Here is a 19,487-nt window from a genome sequence, read left to right as displayed (position 1 = left end):
GGTCATCTGCCTGGTCATCTGCCTGGTCATCTGCCTGGTCATCTGCCTGGTCATCTGCCTGGTCATCTGCCTGGTCATCTGCCTGGTCATCTGCCTGGTCATCTGCCTGGTCATCTGCCTGGTCATCAGTTGGGTCTTCGTTAGTTGGGTCTTCCTTTGCATCCTCTAACGTTGATGCTCGATACAGCAATGACTGCTTGGGTTGGGAAAAATAGACCGGTAAATTCGTGACTTGGTCATTTTGAATGTCATCTTCATATTCAATATATCCCCAAGCTGTAGTTGTTTCCGATTCTAGACGCTGCCCAGCTTCATTGGTTTCTACAATTTGCTCCGGAACGAAATCCGGCGCAAAGGTCGGTTTTCCAGCTTCCAGATGCAGAATATTAAGCTGTTGACTCGACAGTTGAATGTATTCAATCCCCGCTAATCCACACAAAAAGTTATCTTCATCTCCGATCGGTAATTCCTGACCACTGGGGATGGGGGTAGTATCGTAATGGGGAACCGAGAGAGTAAATTTCCCTTGGGGGACTAGATACAAGGGTGAACCAAAGATGCTAGAATTCTGCCCTGGACGCTCTGCAAAGATTAGCCTACTGTCCCCATGACCATGGGGAGTGACATGAATGGAATATCCCAAATTAGTGCGATAACAAGAAGGCAAGGATAAATCCGAACGATTAGAGTTTCCTGACTCTACAAAGGATAAATCCGAAATAGTAGAGTTTCCTGGCTCTACAAAGGCAAAGTAAGTGCGATCGCCATTCAAGGGTTGGAGTGGATCTAGGGCGCTATATAAAGTCAGATTTTGGCTACCATCCCCCTGCTTAGAATAATGGGAGGCAGCATCGCTATCTTCCCCCAGAAACGGATATCGATGGCTAGAAATCAGGAAGTCCTGGTCGCTATTCAATCCTGCAAAACCAGACAAGGGGTCAGTCGGGTCTAGTAAGGAGTTTGCGGATTTGAAAAACATCCGCAGGGTAACATCCAGATAGACCAGTTCCTCAAAGGAGGCTGTGCCAGGAGACCGGTTTTGCAAGGTCAGGGCAAAGGTCAGGCAACCGGCCAACTCTCCGCTAAAGGGTAATGCCAGAGCTTCCCCTGCTTCATTGACCTCAATCCCTTTGAGTTGATTAGCACCATAACCTGTGGACAAATAAAAGGGGTCAGTTTTCGGTGATTCAGTTTCCGGTGATTCAGTCCCAGTGCTAGGCAGGTTGTGTAGAGACGGATCGGGGGCAAACACAAATCCGTCTTTAGTTCCATTCAACTGACAAATTACACCACTAGCGATCGCTAATTCATAGTTCCGGAAATTGAAAAAGGTCAGTCGGTCTACAGTATCTGTCGGGGAAAGGGTTAGGGCATGAAATCGCCAGCGAGAGACTAACTCCTCTGGGTTATCAATCCACAAAAACCGAGTATTGCGTACCGAAGGTGTAATCATAAATTCACCAATGCGGTCGCTCAACACCGAAAGGTCTATAGCATCATTCCCCTCTGGCACAGCTTTGAGAAATAGATATACTCCCTGCTTTATTGTCCAAGTTTCTTCCAGGGAAAGGGTTTGAGAACCTTCTATCGATCCGCCCTTCACCCAAAACCCAATGCTATAGGGCAGGGTAGGGTTAACGGATTCAGATAAAAAGTAGAGCGCCTGTGCTGTTGATTGGGTAAAGGTAGTCATCTGTTCACCCCCTACAGGACAATGCGATCGCCTTTGACCAGAGGCAAATCAAGCACTGGACTATCTTCGTCCAGGTAGATAAACCGATAGCTAGGTTCGTTAGACACCCCTTCGTGTAAAAGGCGACTCAACCTGGGTTTTCCGGTAGAGTTCAGTAGGGATTCTCCTAGGGATACGGACGGAATAGTGACACGTTCCTCCATCAGTTGTCGTAAAGTCGTTCCCACCGGAACAAATACCGGTTGTTCCTGTAGCACCACAGTAATTTCTGGAATCACTGTTGCTCGTCCTCGGAAATAAAAGCTAGCAACGTTTGTATTTTTATCCAGCTCTGTTACTGTTGCGGCTCCCATAATGGTTGCAGCTTGTCCGGGATCGAGGGAACCTGCAGAGGGAGCTGCCAAACTAGGATAAACCAGCCGCAAGTAGGGTTTTTGATAGCCAACTTTAAAGGTATCCAGACTACTTCCAGCCCCTACCGTAGCAATATCTGTGGTGACATAGGGCTGAATTTGGGACAAAAACCCATCAAAGTTGATCATTAGGTTAGTGCCATCCCGATAACTGTTGAGGGTGTAGTAAGACGTGCCACTGCCCACAAACCCTGAATTAGCCGTAGATTGGGCTGGATGAACCAACTGATAGTTTTGGTAATCGACCCGTAACCGCATTCCAGCTTGCAAATCCACTGAGCCATTAACAGTATCCAAGCCGTAGTAGTAGTAGAGAATTTCCTCAACCAACAACGGCATCCGTTCAGCAATCCGGGTTTTGACCAGAGTGAGGGTACCAGAAATCAGATTACTGTTGGTATCTAGTTGAGCAATAAAGTTGTCGTAATCGGTCTTAAGTTGATCTAGCCAATTTTCACTGCTTTCCGGAGGAGTTATGGTCAGGGTGCAGCTTTGATCGGCATTTTCTGTCAGGGTAAAGATGCCTGTGGTGCTGGAAATGTTATTGGAATCCGCAGCAGTGTTGAATAACTGGGGCAATGTTGTGGTTTGGGTGATAGTAGCAGGGTCGTTGCCATTCCCCAAATAAATAACAGGTTTTTCCTCCACCACCGTAAAGTAGTAGTCCGCTTGATGGCGAAACTGTTCCGCAAAGATCACATCTACTTGGGAGTTTAACCGTTCCAAAATCGCTTCCAGGATGTGATTGGGAGTCAGCGGTGGGCGGACTAGGGTAAACTCCGGCACTGTAAAGGTGTTTACCGTTCCTGCTTGATCGGTCCAATCAAAGGTTCCAGAGACTTTGGCCAAAAAGCCTAACTCAGTCAGTTCCAGGATTACAGTGGCGTTCATCACGGAAGCGATCGCTACCTGGTCGATAATCTTTTGGGAGGTACCAGGTTCAAAGATTGGACCTAAGGTAACTTCAAACGGTAGACTTAAATTTCTTTGCCCTTCCAGGACAAACTGCTCATTGCGCCACCAGCCATGGAGTACAAGGTTTTCTCCCAACCAATTGCCCTTGAGAACCACTTTCCCATCTTCAATCCCGAGGGGGTCAAATTGACTCCGTTGTTGATCGTGACGAGCAAAGAGTAGCTTGAAATCTACCGTCCAATCAAATGGGCGATAATCCCTTAATTGGGGGAGTACCAGTTCAGACACAGAGGTGATGGAAGACATCTGCCATATCTCACCCGTGCTATCTGGTTTCAGGAATAGAGACAACCCCTCTAGGGTATTAATTTGTCCTAATCCGATTTGAAGGTCTAATTCCGGTGAATTGAGGGCAAGTTTACCTGGCGCATCGGCTTGAACTGCCGTAAAGGGAATTGACGTTTTCCATAACGTGCTATCCACTTGTCCCGTCTTGAAGTACCAGCTTGGGGAGGTTCCAGGTTCTGATTGCCATTCCAGGGCAATCTTGGTGAAGTCAAACTCCGGGGTAACTTCCCGGATTTCAGAGGTGTCAACCTTAAGATTGAGCTTAGACTCTTGGTATGGCTCCAGCTCCGGCATACTCTCCAAAGTCAGTTCAGCCGTTAGGGGTTGGTTCAAGGGACTGGGCATATTAGTCAGCGTCAGGTTGCCCAAAATTTCAATAGTGGGGTAGTAGCGCTGGTAAATCGCCTCTGGTGTCAGGGCAGAGTCATAAATTGCCACCTCGTAGAGTTGCCCTTCCCAAGGGAAATCTTGATTCCTTGGGAAGTTGCCTCTGCGTTGGAGAAATAAAACATCATTTGCTAACGCTAACTTAACAGCAGGATCATTGGTCCAAGGATGAAGCTCCTCATCACCCCTGTTTTCCCGAGGATAATCCTCTTCATCATCCCGACTTTGCCAACGATTACCCTCATCATCCCGATTTTGCCAACGATTACCCCTCTGATTCCAATTTCTCCAAAAATGACGCTCCTCATCATCGCTATTAATCCATTTTGAATTGTCTAGCTGCCCATTGAGATACACCTTGGCATTATCACTCTCATCCCCCAAGTTATTCTGCGAGAAAGTATAGACAACATAGGTTAGCTCCTCGGTTGTTACTGTCTCGGGACTCGTCGTCAGGATTTGCCAATATCGGTTTCTATCATTAGTATTAGTGCGCAATAGCACACTATACTCGTCGTGATGGTACCAATCCCCCGACCAGCGATTGCCATAATCCTTTAGCCATTCTGAATCCCCTTGAGCCAGAGTCACATAGGGATTTTGAGGATCTTCGGATAGAGTAAGGACTATAGCTGGGTATTTTTGACCCGTTTGGCTAGGCTTAATCCAGGTTGCAATAGTGATTTCGTTGGTCTGTTGGCATGCCTTGATCAGTTTGCTAGCAGAACTTAGGTTTGCCCCTTCTAGGGTGGCATTTTCACTCTCGATCAAGCCATCTTTAACAGCGATAGACCCTAATCCCCACTCCACTGTTTCTGGCTCCGTTTGAATCCGTAAGTCGATAGCGGGTGCATCTTCGCTATTCCTCAAGGAGCAATCATAAACCCATTCTCCCGACTTTTCTCCAAACCAATAGAGCACCTGGGGTTGAAGAGGATTTGACCCAGGTTTGACCGTAAAAGTCGTCAACTCTAAATTGCCCCAAGGTTGAATTGGGATTTCCTGAGGATTATTGGGATTGTAATTAAAAATTAGTTCAGAGCCATCGCTCACCCCTGCCTCAAGGACGATATCTTGACCGAAAATAACCGCCGTCACTGTTCCACTGACAGTGGCGGTTTCGGAATTAAGTTGCTGGGTAAAACTCAGATTTAAATCTTTGAAATGGGTTGAGCCTTCGGGACTAAATCCAAAAGAGTCAGTAGATTGAACTCCTAACGTAAATGAATCGCTGTCGTAGGTGAGTTCAATATTATAAAATGCATCGAAAGGTGAGGCGGGTAATCCCGGTAAAATTAGGCTACCTTGATAAAGGCTCTTATCAATGGTTTCTCCAGGTTTGAGAATTTGTGCAACTGATGATTCTGCTAGAAACTCGGATATTGTTTGTTTGCTATAGCGTTCCTTATCGAGTCCTTCAGGAATTGTAATCCAATAAATCTGGAAACCAGTCTGAGCATCAATCTCGTATTTAAAGTAGTACTCAGAACCTAGACTCAATAATGTTATAAATCCGTCTGCGAGCATAAAAACTCCTTTGAATTCTATCTAAGGATTCAGCAACGTTGGTTATGGAATCAAACCAGGAGCAAGTGCAGTTTTATCAAGTTGAGCCGGTTGAGCTTGCTCAACAAAATCTATCACAGACTACCCCTAAGCAGAGCATTTTCTTTACTAAACTTAATATTTACTAAACTTAATCAATTAGCCGATAAAATAAATTAGCAGTATCCTGAATAGATTCCCTAGGCCGAGAGCCACTCCAGGTTTTTCCTTGATGTGCTTGCTGTCTGCCTAGTTGACGTTTAGGTTTTTATCCTGTATCTTGTTTTTCTTATTTCTGAGTTTCCGGTTTTTTGAGTAGGTCTTTTGATGGCGGTTTTGATGAGATTTTGCGATCTAACTCTGCTACTTACAGGCAGTTTCTCTATTTCTTGTTTCAGTTCTTCTCTTGTTCCTTGCTGCTGAGCTATAGCCTTGGCTGCAGTCATGAGCATTTCTACCACTTCCTCCTTCGGCAACTGGTTGAATCTTTCTGGATCTAGTTCGATCGGCTTTTATTTGGTCACGATTGCAATCCTATACCTTTGTTTCGCTTTTGTCAATACCCCACACCCTTAATCCTTACTTTAGTCGGGGAATCAAAAACGACTCGGCGGTTAAAAACACCGTGAAAAGTTCCATTTTCCAACATGTCTTTTATTTGCTACACTTTTATCAGTAGAGTAAAGCGATAAAACTTTGATGTTGATCTAGGAAATAAAAATTCAGGATACTGCAGATAATTGCAGAAAATTTAATGAAGTTTACCTATAATAATATTGGCCTATAGCAATCCGTGTAGGAATTGAGATAATTTTGATGCGATATTCCCTACTCCCTACTCCCTACTCCCAGATCCGCTGTTCCCTTTGCTATATAAAAGCATTATTAAAGCATGGATATACGGTAAAGAAAAAAAACGAAATGATGCCTGAAATTATGGCGTTGCTGAATTAAGGAATGAATGCGCGATCATATGGTTTTGTTAAAGCCCCCTAAATCCCCCAAGCGAGCAATCCCTCGCTTGGGGGACGCAAGAAAGTTTTGTTCCCCCCAAGCGAGCAATCCCTCGCTTGGGGGGCTAGGGCGTGTCTTCAAACTCGGAGATCCCCCTAAATCCCCCTTAAAAAAGGGGGACTTTGAGTATCGCTCCCCCCTTCCGCGCGGGGGGCTGGGGGGGATCATAATCTTGCGGAAAACTTTGAAAACATGCCCTAGGGGGGCGAAACCATACCCAGAATCAGCAACGCCGAAATTATTGCCAAAGATTAGCTGATAATTCGTAAGCATATGCCCTAGGCGCACGCTACTTGAGGTGCATTCAGTCGTCAGCTGTCAGCCGTTGGCCTTGGGCTTTGGCCACGGTACGGGAATGGCCATGCTATGGGAATGGCCAACGGCTGAATGCTTACAATTAGATCAGCCAACTCGACGAAAGGGAAAGACTCACAGTGACGTGGGAATCCCCCGGCACGAGGATTGTTCCCCCCGGGGGAGGATGCCAATCGAAACCATACCCTAAAATGAGAGAGTTTTCCTATTTCATCAGTAAATTGGCGATATTGTTAATCTTTGTTAATTTTTAATAATTTTTATGGTGAGATCCCCAAGGGATGTTACTATCCGGTGTTTATGTATAAAAATTGTTAACGTGGATTAATGGGTGGAGAGATTTGGTGAGCCACTTAAGTCTAGAGCAAGAGGAGCAACTCCAGAAAATAGGGACTTATCTCAGCCAACTCAGGCAGGAGAAATCTATACCTATTGAGGAAGTCGCTGACACAACCTTTATTCGATTGCATATATTGCAAGCCCTTGAAGCAGGGCAATCCGAGCCCTTGCCCGAGCCAGTTTACATTCAAGGCTTCATTCGTCGCTATGCAGAGTTTCTCGGTCTAGATGGTCCAGGGATAGCCAAAACGTTTCCAGTTAATTCTGGATTGTCCTTGAAAACCGAGGAAACCGAGGAAACCGAGAAAACCGAGGAAAGCGAGCCTGGTCAGTTAGTCTTGTATACAGGTACCCCCTCACAACAGAAATCTCAGACTCTAACCTCTGCTCAAAAGATTCCTAGGATTGTAGCCAAAAGCAAGACTGTCAAGACTGTAGCCAAAAGCTTACAACCCTATTATCCTTACATCATAATAGTAAGCTTGATCAGTGTTGCTGGTGGACTAATTTATCTACTCAACACCGTGTTCACCTATCTCACTAATCGACAGATCGAAAACTCATCCGTTGCTCAGGAGCAGACAACCCCAGATAAACCAGAACAACCAGCACCAGCCCCTAAACCCGAACCTAAACCACCCCCCAAACCTAAACCTTCCCCATCTAATCCATTAATTAAAGTAAGCTTGAGTATTACAGAGCAATCTTGGGTACGAGTGGTAGTTGATGGCAAAATCGAGTTGGAAGAAACCTTACCCAAGGGATATCAGAAAACCTGGATTGCTAAACAAAAACTGACTGTGAGGTCAGGGAATGCCGGAGGTGTCTTGTACACTGTGGATCAACAGCAAGCAAAATCCCTCGGGAAACGTGGTGCTGTGGTACAGAGGAGTTTTAGCTTAGCTGCTCAGTAGATCAGTGGCAGTAGCTTGTAGGGTGGGCAAAAACAGTTTGGTTTAAATGAGTATTCATGATTAGATTACTTTGCCCACCCTACTGGAATTGGGATTTTTTTTCTAATCATTCAGTAGCTTGTAGTAGCTTGTAGGGTGGGCAAAAACAGTTTGGTTATTTTGAGTATTCACGATTAGATTACGTTGCCCACCCTACTGGAATTGGGATTTTTTTTCTAATCATTCAGTAGCTTGTAGGGTGGGCAAAAACCCTTTGGTTATTTTGAGTATTCACGATTAGATTACGTTGCCCACCCTACTGGAATTGGGATTTTTTTTTCATATCATTACCGATTGATGAACCATTATAAAATGGTAAGATCAATCACTAGATCGTTAAAGTCGCGATCGCTTAGCGGCTCTGTTAGAGCATCGCTTTCTCCACTGTCATTACCACTTAAATCTTCAAAAGCGAATGTGAATGTGTTGTCACTGCCATTTCCAAGTTCAAGGATGTGGCTCATGCCATCAGTGTTAGCAGCTGTGAAAGCAAAGAATATGTCAGCATCACCATTTTGAACATCATCCAATTCCCCATCTGTAACTAAGTAGGGAGCTAAGATAGAGCCTCCAGGAAGTGTAACATCAAAATTCACCGTGGTCAAGTTTTCTTCTACCTTGAATTCAACCACGCTGGCATCAATGGCAGCTTCTGCATAACCCTCTTGGCCAGGAGTAAGAGATTGACCCGTGATCGAATCAATTATCGTTCCTTGTTGATCAGCAATTACATAAAAGCCAATTAAATTGTCATACTCCGCCTCTCTAGTCACAGTTGCTGTAGCTTGTCCCGACAAGCCGGTTAAATCTAGCAGTCCATCAGATGAGGGATTGTTATCGGAGCTGATTACGAAGGCATTGTCTGGAATTGTAGTAATTTCGGTGTTGAGCTTGATAATGTCAGCAAACGTCACTTCCTTTATGGCTGCAATTTCCTCTTGGGTAAAGAAACCGCCATCCTCAATCGGTCTCTCGAACCAGAAGCGGTCAGAATCCCGTATCCGCTCGTATTGCTCCCATAGCATTGCTTGAATAGTTTCTCCCGCACTCGATGGAGCAACAGGATCTTCTGCAAACAGCCCAATCAATAAGTCGATATCTTCCACAGTCTGGTAGAGGTTTTCGAGAGTATTTGCCAACTCTGCATTTGAAGTAATTTCCGCAAAAGTCGTTACCCGTGGTAGACCGAGACTTGCTCGCACTTGGTTATAGTCAGCCAAGCCATGATCCCGTCCCCGTTGCTGATTAGCAGAGTAAAGGTCAAATCCGATCGCTCCTGGTACTAAAGCGTTGCGCAGGTCAAAAACTATATCAGTATCAACATCTTCAGTAATTGTTTGACTCGCACCGCGCAAGATATTATCTATATCGCTACTATCATTAATATTGGGTGAACCAAATGTTCTTAATAATTGCAAACTGGTGAGATTACCATCAGCATCAATAGTGTCTATACGGTTATTAGTTTGGGTATGACCAACACGAAGACCAGCAGCGGCGAATTCACTAGTGATTTCTGGGGTTTGATCAGAGTTATAGCTGCTGTAGTCAGTGATCACATCACCCACCATCAGGGGGAGCCACTCGTACAGGACAATAGTTTGATATTGGGCAATATTAATCTGGCGAGAGCGTTGATATATCTGCTCATCTGTCCAGTCAGGATGAAACCTAGAAAGTTCTTGGGCAAGGCGGTTATGATTACGCATCCAGAGGGTATGCTGGGATGCCAAACTATCGTTCTCGTTAACCCGTGTATCCCCCGCTAGAAAACCCACATCCATAAAAGCGCCTTTACCACTGATTAGTTCTCCATCAGCACCTGTGATGTTAAGGGGTAACAAGTCGTCATTAGTGGCAACTGTTTCATCCGAGAAGACGTTGAGCTGACCTTCTGAAAAAGCACGAATTGCTTGATATTCTTCTTCAGTAGACCCATAAACTACAGAAAGATCAAGCCAAGAGGTAACAGTATTAATGGCTTTTCCTGGGCTCCCAGACTCCCCAGTACCGCTGAAAAACGCATCCCGTTCAAAGTCAAACTCCAAGCCACCATCTGCCTGTGTAGAAATTTCTTGAGTGGGAGGAGTGTTTGGTGGAAAATTCGGGTCATCGGCTGGAATGTCAATGGGGAAATTGAGCAATTCTAACCGGTTCTGGTTCTCTTCTTTTGACCCATTTGCTGCTAAATCAGTGTCGTGGTTGACGAACTGACCAAAAGCCCAAATGAAAGCGCTTAAGCCATTACCATTGGGATCAGACTCTCCTTCCTCTAGGTTAGAGGTGGCATTACTGATCACTCGGGTACTAGGGCGATCTGGTGGGTTAAGCAACACAAAGGGCGCATCAGATACATTGCTTAAGCCCTCTGTATTGGATATGACATTCAATCCCAATCCATTTAATCGGTCTGCTTCGGCTTGGGTAAATATCGGAATGGGTTGGCGCGTAACGGTATTGCCATCTATACCGATCAGAGCATTGCCTTCTGCATCAAATGCGATACCCGCCGGTGACTGGATTCCGTCTTCATACTCAATTGGAGACAAACGCAGCAACGGGGTATTAGGGATACCCAAAGAGACTTGGTCTAAATTATTCCTACTGCCGTCGATCAGGCGAATGGTAATCCCTTCATCGTTTACAACTAATGTGCTGTCGGCAAATGGGTCTCGTTGAAGAACACTGTTGAGATTTGTCATAACAAATGGTTAAATAAACCTAAGGCTTATCTATAAGAGTTCCCAACCATCAGGAAAAAATCCTAGAGGTTAAGTTAAATTAGGTTTTTTTTTTACAGCTGACACCATAATATTGACCTGAAAATATTGCTGTTTTTAGGTAGTTTTATGGTTGACCTCTAGGGTTTATTGTGGTTAGCTTACAAACGTCACGAATAAAGAGCCTGTTACTTTTAGAGCTCCTGAAAGTTTAGACGATAGATTTTATAATTGCTAAATTATTGGATATTTTTTTTTATTTAAGATAGTTTTAGCCATAAACTGGAGCTTTTTAACAGGTTTTATTCGAACCCAATTTAATTTGCAATCAGAGGATTGTAAATACTTTTGTCTGCTCTATATCAAATCTTTAATTCTCTGATGAGATTTATTTGATACTTTTACATTTTCTACCTTTACCTTATAGGAGCAGGGATTAGGGAACAGGGAACAGGGAACAGGTGCATCTCATTTTTGAAAATTTTGCGTAGGGTGCGTTAGGGGGGGGCTTCATTTTTCGCCTCGTAGTCAGGGTTATGTTGCTGCCCGTAACGCACCACCGTGTCAAACAGCTTTTAGGAGATGCACCCACAGGGAAACAGGGAACAGGGAACAGGGAACAGGAACCCACCCCTAACCCCTCCCAGGAGGGGAAAAGAGGGAACAGGGAAAAAATCCTGTGTACCTCATGAATATGATAACCGCTATATAAGTCTCAAAATAATCAGCTTTTTAGGTGTAATGTTTATGATAATTTTTCGCCCATTTAAACGACCTTTGATTAAATAAAAAAAATTGAAACTCTTCTGCCTTCTGCCTTCTGCCTTCTGCCTTCTGCCTTTTGCCTTCTGCCTTCTGCCTTCTGCCTTTTGCCTTCTGCCTTCTGCCTTCTGCTTTCTGTCTTGCATCCAATATATTTTACTTTTTACCAGCGAATGTGGTATGATAACGTTTTTACTTAGATAAAGTAAAAAAAAAATAAAGAAAAGGCTTCAATAAAATTTACAAAAATCGTAACTCAAGGGGTGACTGGACTTGAGGGCTTAAGTTAACGAACGTCACTTGTTTAACTTGGGCGAATAGGTCAGACTGGTTTTCGGTGCTTCAACAGGACTTATGCAGCCAAAAAACCAAGGTTTTCATGGCCAATGGCGGGAAAATGCAGAAAACGAATCTACCCCTGCTTGGGTAGATTCCCTCCTGGAAAAACTGTCTACTGGAGACCGCACGGCCTTTTGGCCCCTCTGGGAACAGTATCAAGACTATCTTTACCATCGCTGCTGCAGCTGGATGGGGGGTAATCGGTCTCAAGCCCAAGATGCTCTTTCTGAGATTATGCTCAAGGCTTGGGAAAAATTGCCCAAATTTGCCGCAAAGATTACCAATCTCAAGGGATGGCTGACCAAATTTGCCCATAACTTCTGTATAGACTGCCATCGAGAAAATAACTCTGGGGCAATAGGACTAGAAAACCTGGAAGCGATCGCAGTGGCAGAAGGAAATGGCTTGGTTACTGAATTCGATACCCCAGGAAAGATTGTAGAAAAGAGGGAACTATTAGAGGTAATCCGTAGTGCTCTAGAGGATTTGCCCGAGAATCAGCGCGAGGTATGTCTCTTGCACTTTGAGCAGGAGTTGTCTTACCAAGAGATTGCTCAACGACTAGATATTTCCAACGATAGCGTTCGTAAACGTATCCAACGAGCCCGGGAGAAACTGCAGCCGTCCTTGCAGACGTATCTGGCCGGATTAGACGAGAAGGCTTATGGGGATATCGCCTTCAAAAAGGAGATTAGGAGAGTATCCGAGCAGCAAAGTAAAGAAGAAAAAGACAGAGAAAGCAATCTCACTCCCGCTGACAAAGAGAAAGAACAAGGAAACTTGCAGACAACTGAGCAGTCGGAGTCTTTAACAGAGATGGGGATATCGGAAGATGGGGAGATTTTTAATAAGGGTAATTATCCGCAGATAAGATTAGAGACAACAGCAAAGAAGATAACGTCACTGGTAGAGCCAGAATTAGCGGCGTTGCTGAATCTTCTTTTGAATAACAGTAGAGTGGGCATCCTGCCCGCGCGAAAAGGTTGTAACGGGCAAGATGCCCATTCCACCAAGATCTCAAACGGGCAAGATGCCCATTCCACCAAGATCTCAAACGGGCAAGATGCCCATTCCACCAAGATCTCAAACGGGCAAGATGCCCATTCCACCAAGATCCCCATTCCACCAAGATCTCAAACGGGCAAGATGCCCATTCCACCAAGATGCCCATTCCACCAAGATCTCGAAGGGGCAAGATGCCCATTCTACCTCAGTCTTAAAATCATTCCATTATTAAGCAACGCTTTTAATCCCCTATCAACTAAGCTCACCGATAGTAATGCTTGGGCGATGGATTGGGTAAAACCGCGATCGCTTAAACCAATAGCAATTTCTCCAGCATCCTTAGGGCATGGAAGCCAAGAGGTATCAAGATGGCAGGATCTGTCTCAGTTGCCAATCCCTATTGTTGCCAGAATTTCGTCGAAGTGGGGTAATCTAACCAAGAAAGTACAACTAAGAAGCAACCATAAATTATATACAGGGGATAGAGGACCGCCAGAGTATTAAGAGAATAGATCCCCCTCCCGTCCCCGTTAATAAGGGGGAAGCTAGAGCATAGATCCCCCTCCCGTCCCCCTTAATAAGGGGGAAGCTAGAGGATAGATCCCCTTCCCGTTCCCCTTGATAAGCTCTTGTTCCCCCCTTGCTAAGGGGGGTTAGGGGGGATCAACAGGGATTGAACTTGGAAAACCCAAGCATTATTGGCTGGTGTGTTTTTTCACGACCAGTTAACATTGTCATGCATAAAAGACAGACAAAGAAGGTAAAAAAGGAAAGTTGTAAGCATTAAGCCGTCAGCATTAAGCCGTCAGCTTTGTGGCACAGGCTTTGGCCTTTGGCCACGCTGTGCGAACGACGCTGTGACTTAACGAATGCTTACCTGTTTTATTCAAAAGCACCTTAAGTAGCTTGGCCTACAGCCAATAGCTGATAGCTGTTCGCGTAGCGTGCGCGTAGCGCTTAAGCTGATAGCTGTTCGCGTAGCGTGCGCGTAGCGCATTAGCTTAAATACCATCAAACAGCGGATTTAACGAAAAAAAATTTAGTTGTCACAAACAATCAAAATTTTCGTTCTAGAAGCAGAAAGGTGAATAACTGGAGCATGGTCACCCATCACCCTCCTGTCACTTTTCCCCAACTATGATCTAATAACCGATCAAGTTGCTGGAAATAGCAACAATGTCTTGATGCAGTCGCTCATGGGGGAAACCCCCAAGACCGCGCTGCATCGCTAAACAGCAATCAAAAACATGAAGACAATCAAAACTAGCCTAAGCAAAGTCTTAACTGTAGCCCTAGTAGCACTGACTGTACTATTCAGCTTTGCTGTTAATCCTGGTGTAGCCGAAGCCGTGGGCTATTGCTGCTCAGGAGAATATAAACAAATTACCGCCGATTATCCTACCTGCAAAATTGAATATGCTCCTGGTTATGAGTATGAACGTGCTGATCTATTCAACAACTCTGACGAGTTAGTAGTAGTAATAGAGGAATCTACAGACGAAGCAATCATACTATACGAATATGAGGATTTATTGCTTCCCCTGGCTAAAAATGATACCTTCGAGCTATTGGAGGGAAGCGGACCAGTGGAGTTTAAATGCTACAAATAAAAGCAGCAAGTCAGTACGCGAGGGAATCAATTATTTCAGCTAATTTTTCCCTGAAATAACCACACCCTTAGAAATTGATTATCTTTGGCATCGCCGCTCAATAGGTTACAACGCTTAACCACTCTAGGCTATCTGTAAGCCAAAGAGTCAGAGGTAATAATCTAAAACATCAAAGCCCCGAGAGATTTTACTAATCTAGATCTTGTCGGGGTGTTTTTATATTTTAAATGCACAACAGTTTATGCCATTGATTACCAGAAACCATCAAGTGTTAGAACAAAACTAGGTAAAATTGGTTCTCCTAATAATTTATTAGGCTGCTCTAATACTACTTTAGGTTTCCCACACTGATAAATCTCCACTTGCTTGGCTAATCGATTAAATAACCAACCCAATTTCACCCCATTATCTAAGTATTCCTGCATTTTTAGTTGGGCTGGTTTCAGGTTGTCTGTGGGAGACATTAATTCGATCACAAAATCTGGTGCTAGGGGTGGGAATTTTTACCTTTGTGCCACTGTCAGAGCCTCCCATCTTTCCCGCTTAACCCACGCTACATCCGGTGAACGATCAGCTCCATTAGGTAAATGAAATCCTGTGGATGAATCAAACACTATTCCTAGTTGAGATTGTTCATTCCAGATTCCCAAACGAATCAGAAGATTAGCATTTATTGCTCCTGTCTCTCCACCAGTTGGAGCGATAATTACCAAATCTCCTTCTACGGTTCGCTCTAGTTTCCAGTCGGGATTAGCACAACACAGGTCGTAAAACTGTTGGGGTGTTAGTCTGGCATTTTCTGGCATCCTCAAGATTGATTGTCTCATGAGCAAAGGGAACAGGGAACAGGGAATAGGGAATAGGGAATAGGGAATAGGGAATAGGGAGGCAAGAGGCAAGAGGCATGCTAGCAATAGTGGCGTAGGGTGCGTTAGGGACGGGCTCACCCTCATTTTACGCCTGTTCGTCCCTGGTTGGGACAGCCGGTCCCGTAACGCACCACTCAGGGGCTCACCCTCATTTTACTTAGATCTTGCACCAAGTTTAAAATTTACCTGTCAAGCTAGTAAACAGGGAACAGTGATAATATTTGACTATTTTAGTACTAAAATTGATTGTTATTACTGCCGTTATTAATTTTTTTTACTGGTGCAATATCTCTCTTTTAGGAGCAAATTATTCGGGTGCATCTCCTAAAAGCTGTTTGACACGGTGGTGCGTTACGGGGCTGGCTATCCAAAGGCTGGCTACGAGGCCGAAAATGAGGCCCCCCTAACACACCCTACGCAACTTTTTTACAAATATGAGATGCACCAAATAATTCCAACACTATCGTAAAAAATACTAGTTAAAAATTAGCGTTAGCGTAGCGTATCTTTTGGGTGCATCTCCTAAAAGCTGTTTGACACGGTGGTGCGTTACGGGGCTGGCTATCCAAAGCCTGGCTACGAGGCCGAAAATGAGGCCCTCCTAACACACCCTACGCAACTTTTTTACAAATATGAGATGCACCAAATAATTCCAAAACTATCGTAAAAAATACTAGTTAAAAGTTAGCGTTAGCGTAGCATTTATTTCAGAAAATAACTGTTTTTTATTAATCCTAAAACTTCCAAAAAAAAGTTTTTTAAACCCTTGACAATTATAATTATAATCATTACAATAATCATTAAATGACCACAATGAGTTCAATTATTAACTTATGCGACAAGGATTTACTAAAAACTTCAAAAAACAACCTGCTCAGCACACTCTGAAAGGGTCTCGGGAAGCAGTAATCTATAGTATGCAGACGATGTATGCCCTAGGGTATGCGGAGATTTGCGAATGGACCCCTCTGGAGGCGACTGATGTTCCAGGCGAAGTGATGACTACACTAACCAAGTATTGGCTGTTGCCATAACACCTTGAATTTCTGGGGGGGTTTCCCCCCAGTCAAAGGTTCTGGTCTGCTCAAATAGGATCACATCAGGTTAGGTTTGGTAACTGAGTGACATAGGAATGCAGCGCACCTAAAACAATTTCAACGGACTTATTGTGGAGTTTAAATAGCTGTGGATAGTATTTCCACGGCTATTTTTTTGTAAGTATTCAGCTAATAGCTTAAGCGCTACGCGAACAGCTATCAGCTATCAGCTATCAGCTTATACTTCACAGGCTAGAAGCCTGTGCCACACTATAGCTTTTACTACTTCCCCTTGATTAGCTGACGGCTGTTCGCGTAGCGTGGCCAAAGGCCTTCGGCTGACCGCTGACCGCTGATGGCTGACGCGCTGTTGATTCGATTAATTGAGAAATCTTATAGTCTAAAAAGACAAGCGGCTGGGAAAATTAAATATTCCAGGAAAAAGAGTTTCCAGATAAACTGATAAAAACTAGCGATCGCATTTTTATCCTCCAAGTCTACCTGGTAAGAGCGCCACCACATTACTGCTAATGCGACCAGATGGGTCCCTACCAAGAAGACGATATTTACTGAACCGAGGAGCAGCAGACTAGCTAGCACCATCGCCAGATAGCAAGCAGTAATTACTCCCCGTGCTATATTAAATACCGCCAATTTACCGAGGCGGATGGTAAAGGTAGTGATATTGAAAAGCTTATCCCCATCGATATCTGGGACATCTTTGAATATTGCGATCGCAACGGTAAAGACTAAGATAAACCAGGTCAATGCCCACACTGCTGCGGTGGGCATCATCACTTGTCCCTGTTGCAATGCCCAACTAAAGTGTAAAAACAGACCTAAATTAACGATTGCTCCCCGCACTGAAAAAATACATAGCGCTGCCCAAAAGGGAAACCGCTTTAGCCGGATTGGTGGCAAGGAATAGCATGTACCAATTGCCAAACCAATACTGACCATCAACAACAACCACGGTCCCAATAACCAAGCAAACAGTAGCGCTAGGATACCAGTTATCGCCACAATCCGCTGACCTTGTTGCAGAGAAAACTCCCCTGCAGCAATGGGAAGATGGGGCTTATTAATCCGGTCAATCTCCACATCGTGGACTTGATTTAGTCCTACAATATAGACATTACCGCACAAACAAGCAATCCAAGCTCCCAGCAGTTGACCGAATCCTTGCCAAGTCCAACCACTGTTAGTCATGGAAACGGCAATGGGATAGAGGGCAAAAATACTTAAACTCGTCCCAATAATCGTATGGGGACGAGAAAATTTCCAGAAACTGTACAGCCAAGCGGCTGGTTGCTCCAATAGATTAATTGAGGAAGGAGTAGATGCTTTAGAGGAAATCTGACTCATGGATCAGGTTAATGGTATTAGGGATTAAAGTTTAGGTTAATGGTTTTAGTACTTAATGCCTAGTGTAAGGGTCAGTGGTCAGCCGTCAGCCGTCAGTGGTCAGCTGTCAGCCGTTGGCCGTAGGCCAATGGCTGAATGCTGAATTCTGAATGCTGAATGCTTACCAAAAATCTTGGGTTTAAAGCCCCGTCCTTCTAGGACGGCTTTTTTAGATCTAGGCTTGACATTTTTATATCTGCTCTGTTAATATAAAAATGTATCGAAGGGGGTCGATATTCGTTCCCGTAGCGTGACCGTTCCCGTAGCGTGACCGAAGGTCAAGGTCAAGGTCAATGATAATACTAGAGTTTAAGGCGAAAGGGAAGGAATCCCAATATTCAGCTATAGACGAAGCTATCCGGACAGTCAAATTCATCCGAAATAGCTGTATTCGCCTCTGGTTGGATAATAAGGGGACAGGAAAAAGTGATCTTAGTAGGTATTCTAAAATTCTTGCCAAGCAGTTCCCTTTTGCTAATGAGTTAAACTCTACTGCCCGTCAGTCTGCATCTGAAAGGGCGTGGTCATCGATCGCTCGGTTTTACGATAATTGCAAGAAACAAATTCCTGGGAAAAAGGGTTTTCCTAAATTCCAAAAACGTGGTCGCTCTGTCGAGTATAAGAAATCAGGATGGAAATTATCCCCTGACAAGAAGTCGATAACGTTCACAGATAAAAAAGGAATTGGGAAGCTTAAACTCAAGGGTACCTGGGATTTGTGGCGTTTTGACAAGAAGCAAATTAATCGGGTTCGGATAGTCAAACGGGCTGACGGGTACTATGTCCAATTCTGCGTTGCAGTCGTAGCACGCGAAGACATAGATTCAACTGGTAAGACGATTGGGCTAGATGTAGGACTTAAAGAGTTTTATACAGATTCCGACGGCCATTCTGAACCTAGCCCCCGATTTTATAGAAAAGGCGAAAAGCGTTTAAAGTTTTGTCAGCGTCGGGTTTCCCGAAAAAAGAAAGGCTCATCCAACCGAAAAAAAGCCATAAATAGACTAGGCAGGCAACACCTCAGAATAAGTAGGCAACGTGAAGAACATGCGAAGAGACTCGCACGTTGCGTAATCCGTTCTAACGATCTGGTCGCCTATGAAGATCTCAGAGTCAAAAACCTAGTAAAAAATCATTGTCTTGCCAAATCTATTAATGATGCAGGTTGGTATCAATTCAGGAAATGGTTGGAGCATTTTGGAACTAAATTTGGTCGGATAACTGTTGCAGTAAATCCTGCCTATACAAGTCAAAACTGCTCCAACTGCGGTGAAGTTGTGAAGAAATCTCTCTCTACTCGAACCCATGCCTGTGAATGTGGATGCGAATTAGATAGAGATCATAACGCCGCCATTAATATCCGCAACAGAGCCATAAGTACGACGGGGCACGTCGGAACTTGGATTTTAAATCCTAACGCTTCAGGAGATCTAACCTCTACTCTTCTTGATTCCGGTCTGGAAGAGCCACGTTGGGTCGTTGAGTGAAGAATCCCCGCGCCTTTAGGCCGGGGAGTGTCAACTTAATCCCTAATCCCTAAAGCCCTACACCTGTACGGGAGTCCGATAATCTCTTCTCTCCTCGAAATTCCCTGCTGGTTCTTCCTCAAGATTGGTAATCAAACGAACCCCGCGCTTAAAGGTAAGGTAATGCCATGCCCACTGAATCATGACCAGCAACTTGTTATCAAATTCAATCAGGAAGAAGATGTGGATAAAAATCCAGGCTAGCCAAGCGGGGAAACCAGAGAACTTAACAAACCCCAAATCCACTACTGCGGCATTCCGTCCAATCACCGCTAAATTACCATAATCCTGAT

Annotated in this window: 12 protein-coding genes and 3 pseudogenes; 6 read left to right on the top strand and 9 right to left on the bottom strand. The window is 44.4% G+C overall.

The window, feature by feature from the left end:
- The 3 genes from F6K37_RS12960 to F6K37_RS12950 all read right to left on the bottom strand — a co-directional run.
- Positions 1-1,693: hypothetical protein (locus tag F6K37_RS12960; protein WP_287250609.1), on the bottom strand; the 1,693-nt coding region annotated here is incomplete at its 3' end.
- Positions 1,694-1,704: 11 nt separating this feature from the next.
- Positions 1,705-5,283: a LamG-like jellyroll fold domain-containing protein gene (locus F6K37_RS12955; protein WP_287250607.1), complete on the bottom strand. Its 3,579-nt coding sequence runs from the start codon at positions 5,281-5,283 to the stop codon at positions 1,705-1,707.
- 278 nt (positions 5,284-5,561) lie between these two features.
- Positions 5,562-5,747 (bottom strand): hypothetical protein, encoded by a 186-nt coding sequence (locus F6K37_RS12950; protein WP_287250605.1) that lies wholly within the window; start codon positions 5,745-5,747, stop codon positions 5,562-5,564.
- Between the two features lie 367 nt (positions 5,748-6,114).
- Between F6K37_RS12950 and F6K37_RS12945 the strand changes: the two genes are divergently transcribed.
- Positions 6,115-6,255, top strand: coding sequence for a hypothetical protein (locus F6K37_RS12945; RefSeq protein WP_287250603.1), 141 nt, complete (start codon positions 6,115-6,117; stop codon positions 6,253-6,255).
- Between the two features lie 719 nt (positions 6,256-6,974).
- The gene (locus F6K37_RS12940; RefSeq protein ID WP_008188798.1) at positions 6,975-7,883 is read left to right on the top strand and encodes a helix-turn-helix domain-containing protein; all 909 of its coding nucleotides are present in this window, start codon (positions 6,975-6,977) and stop codon (positions 7,881-7,883) included.
- Between the two features lie 344 nt (positions 7,884-8,227).
- Here the strand turns inward: F6K37_RS12940 and F6K37_RS12935 are convergent, their stop codons facing one another.
- Positions 8,228-10,624, bottom strand: a complete 2,397-nt coding sequence (locus tag F6K37_RS12935; protein ID WP_287250601.1) for a peroxidase family protein — start codon at positions 10,622-10,624, stop codon at positions 8,228-8,230.
- Positions 10,625-11,374: 750 nt separating this feature from the next.
- A complete protein-coding gene (locus tag F6K37_RS12930) occupies positions 11,375-11,554 on the bottom strand; it encodes a hypothetical protein (protein ID WP_287250599.1) in 180 nt (59 codons plus the stop codon).
- A 204-nt stretch (positions 11,555-11,758) separates the two neighbouring features.
- Between F6K37_RS12930 and F6K37_RS12925 the strand changes: the two genes are divergently transcribed.
- The gene (locus F6K37_RS12925) at positions 11,759-13,252 is read left to right on the top strand and encodes an RNA polymerase sigma factor (RefSeq protein WP_287250596.1); all 1,494 of its coding nucleotides are present in this window, start codon (positions 11,759-11,761) and stop codon (positions 13,250-13,252) included.
- 382 nt (positions 13,253-13,634) lie between these two features.
- On the opposite strand, the gene F6K37_RS12920 is transcribed toward F6K37_RS12925, so the two are convergent.
- The gene (locus tag F6K37_RS12920) at positions 13,635-13,760 is read right to left on the bottom strand and encodes a hypothetical protein (protein ID WP_287250595.1); all 126 of its coding nucleotides are present in this window, start codon (positions 13,758-13,760) and stop codon (positions 13,635-13,637) included.
- 235 nt (positions 13,761-13,995) lie between these two features.
- On the opposite strand from F6K37_RS12920, the gene F6K37_RS12915 reads away from it, so the two are divergent.
- Complete coding sequence (locus F6K37_RS12915) at positions 13,996-14,358, top strand: hypothetical protein (protein ID WP_287250593.1); 363 nt, start codon at positions 13,996-13,998, stop codon at positions 14,356-14,358.
- A gap of 251 nt (positions 14,359-14,609) precedes the next feature.
- Here the strand turns inward: F6K37_RS12915 and F6K37_RS12910 are convergent.
- A pseudogene (locus F6K37_RS12910) lies at positions 14,610-15,185 on the bottom strand (Uma2 family endonuclease).
- Positions 15,186-16,060: 875 nt separating this feature from the next.
- Here F6K37_RS12910 and F6K37_RS12905 point away from each other — a divergent pair.
- Positions 16,061-16,261 (top strand): hypothetical protein, encoded by a 201-nt coding sequence (locus F6K37_RS12905; RefSeq protein ID WP_287250592.1) that lies wholly within the window; start codon positions 16,061-16,063, stop codon positions 16,259-16,261.
- A 396-nt stretch (positions 16,262-16,657) separates the two neighbouring features.
- Here the strand turns inward: F6K37_RS12905 and F6K37_RS12900 are convergent, their stop codons facing one another.
- Positions 16,658-17,629 (bottom strand): homogentisate phytyltransferase, encoded by a 972-nt coding sequence (locus tag F6K37_RS12900; RefSeq protein ID WP_287250590.1) that lies wholly within the window; start codon positions 17,627-17,629, stop codon positions 16,658-16,660.
- 332 nt (positions 17,630-17,961) lie between these two features.
- On the opposite strand from F6K37_RS12900, the pseudogene F6K37_RS12895 reads away from it, so the two are divergent.
- Positions 17,962-19,174 (top strand): annotated as a pseudogene (locus tag F6K37_RS12895) (RNA-guided endonuclease InsQ/TnpB family protein).
- A gap of 38 nt (positions 19,175-19,212) precedes the next feature.
- On the opposite strand, the pseudogene F6K37_RS12890 reads toward F6K37_RS12895, so the two are convergent.
- Positions 19,213-19,487, bottom strand: a pseudogene (locus F6K37_RS12890) (NAD(P)/FAD-dependent oxidoreductase); the annotation flags it as partial.

This window comes from Moorena sp. SIO4E2 (assembly GCF_010671945.1).
Lineage (GTDB): Bacteria > Cyanobacteriota > Cyanobacteriia > Cyanobacteriales > Coleofasciculaceae > Moorena > Moorena producens.
Note: the sequence above shows the minus strand (reverse complement) of the source record. Positions and strands in the feature narration are given on the sequence as shown.

Coding starts and splice junctions, on each gene's coding strand:
- F6K37_RS12935 (WP_287250601.1), bottom strand. CDS start 10,624: ATGACAAATCTCAACAGTGTTCTTCAACGAGACCCATTTGCCGACAGC.
- F6K37_RS12950 (WP_287250605.1), bottom strand. CDS start 5,747: ATGACTGCAGCCAAGGCTATAGCTCAGCAGCAAGGAACAAGAGAAGAA.
- F6K37_RS12920 (WP_287250595.1), bottom strand. CDS start 13,760: ATGGTATTTAAGCTAATGCGCTACGCGCACGCTACGCGAACAGCTATC.
- F6K37_RS12915 (WP_287250593.1), top strand. CDS start 13,996: ATGAAGACAATCAAAACTAGCCTAAGCAAAGTCTTAACTGTAGCCCTA.
- F6K37_RS12905 (WP_287250592.1), top strand. CDS start 16,061: ATGCGACAAGGATTTACTAAAAACTTCAAAAAACAACCTGCTCAGCAC.
- F6K37_RS12900 (WP_287250590.1), bottom strand. CDS start 17,629: ATGAGTCAGATTTCCTCTAAAGCATCTACTCCTTCCTCAATTAATCTA.
- F6K37_RS12925 (WP_287250596.1), top strand. CDS start 11,759: ATGCAGCCAAAAAACCAAGGTTTTCATGGCCAATGGCGGGAAAATGCA.
- F6K37_RS12955 (WP_287250607.1), bottom strand. CDS start 5,283: ATGCTCGCAGACGGATTTATAACATTATTGAGTCTAGGTTCTGAGTAC.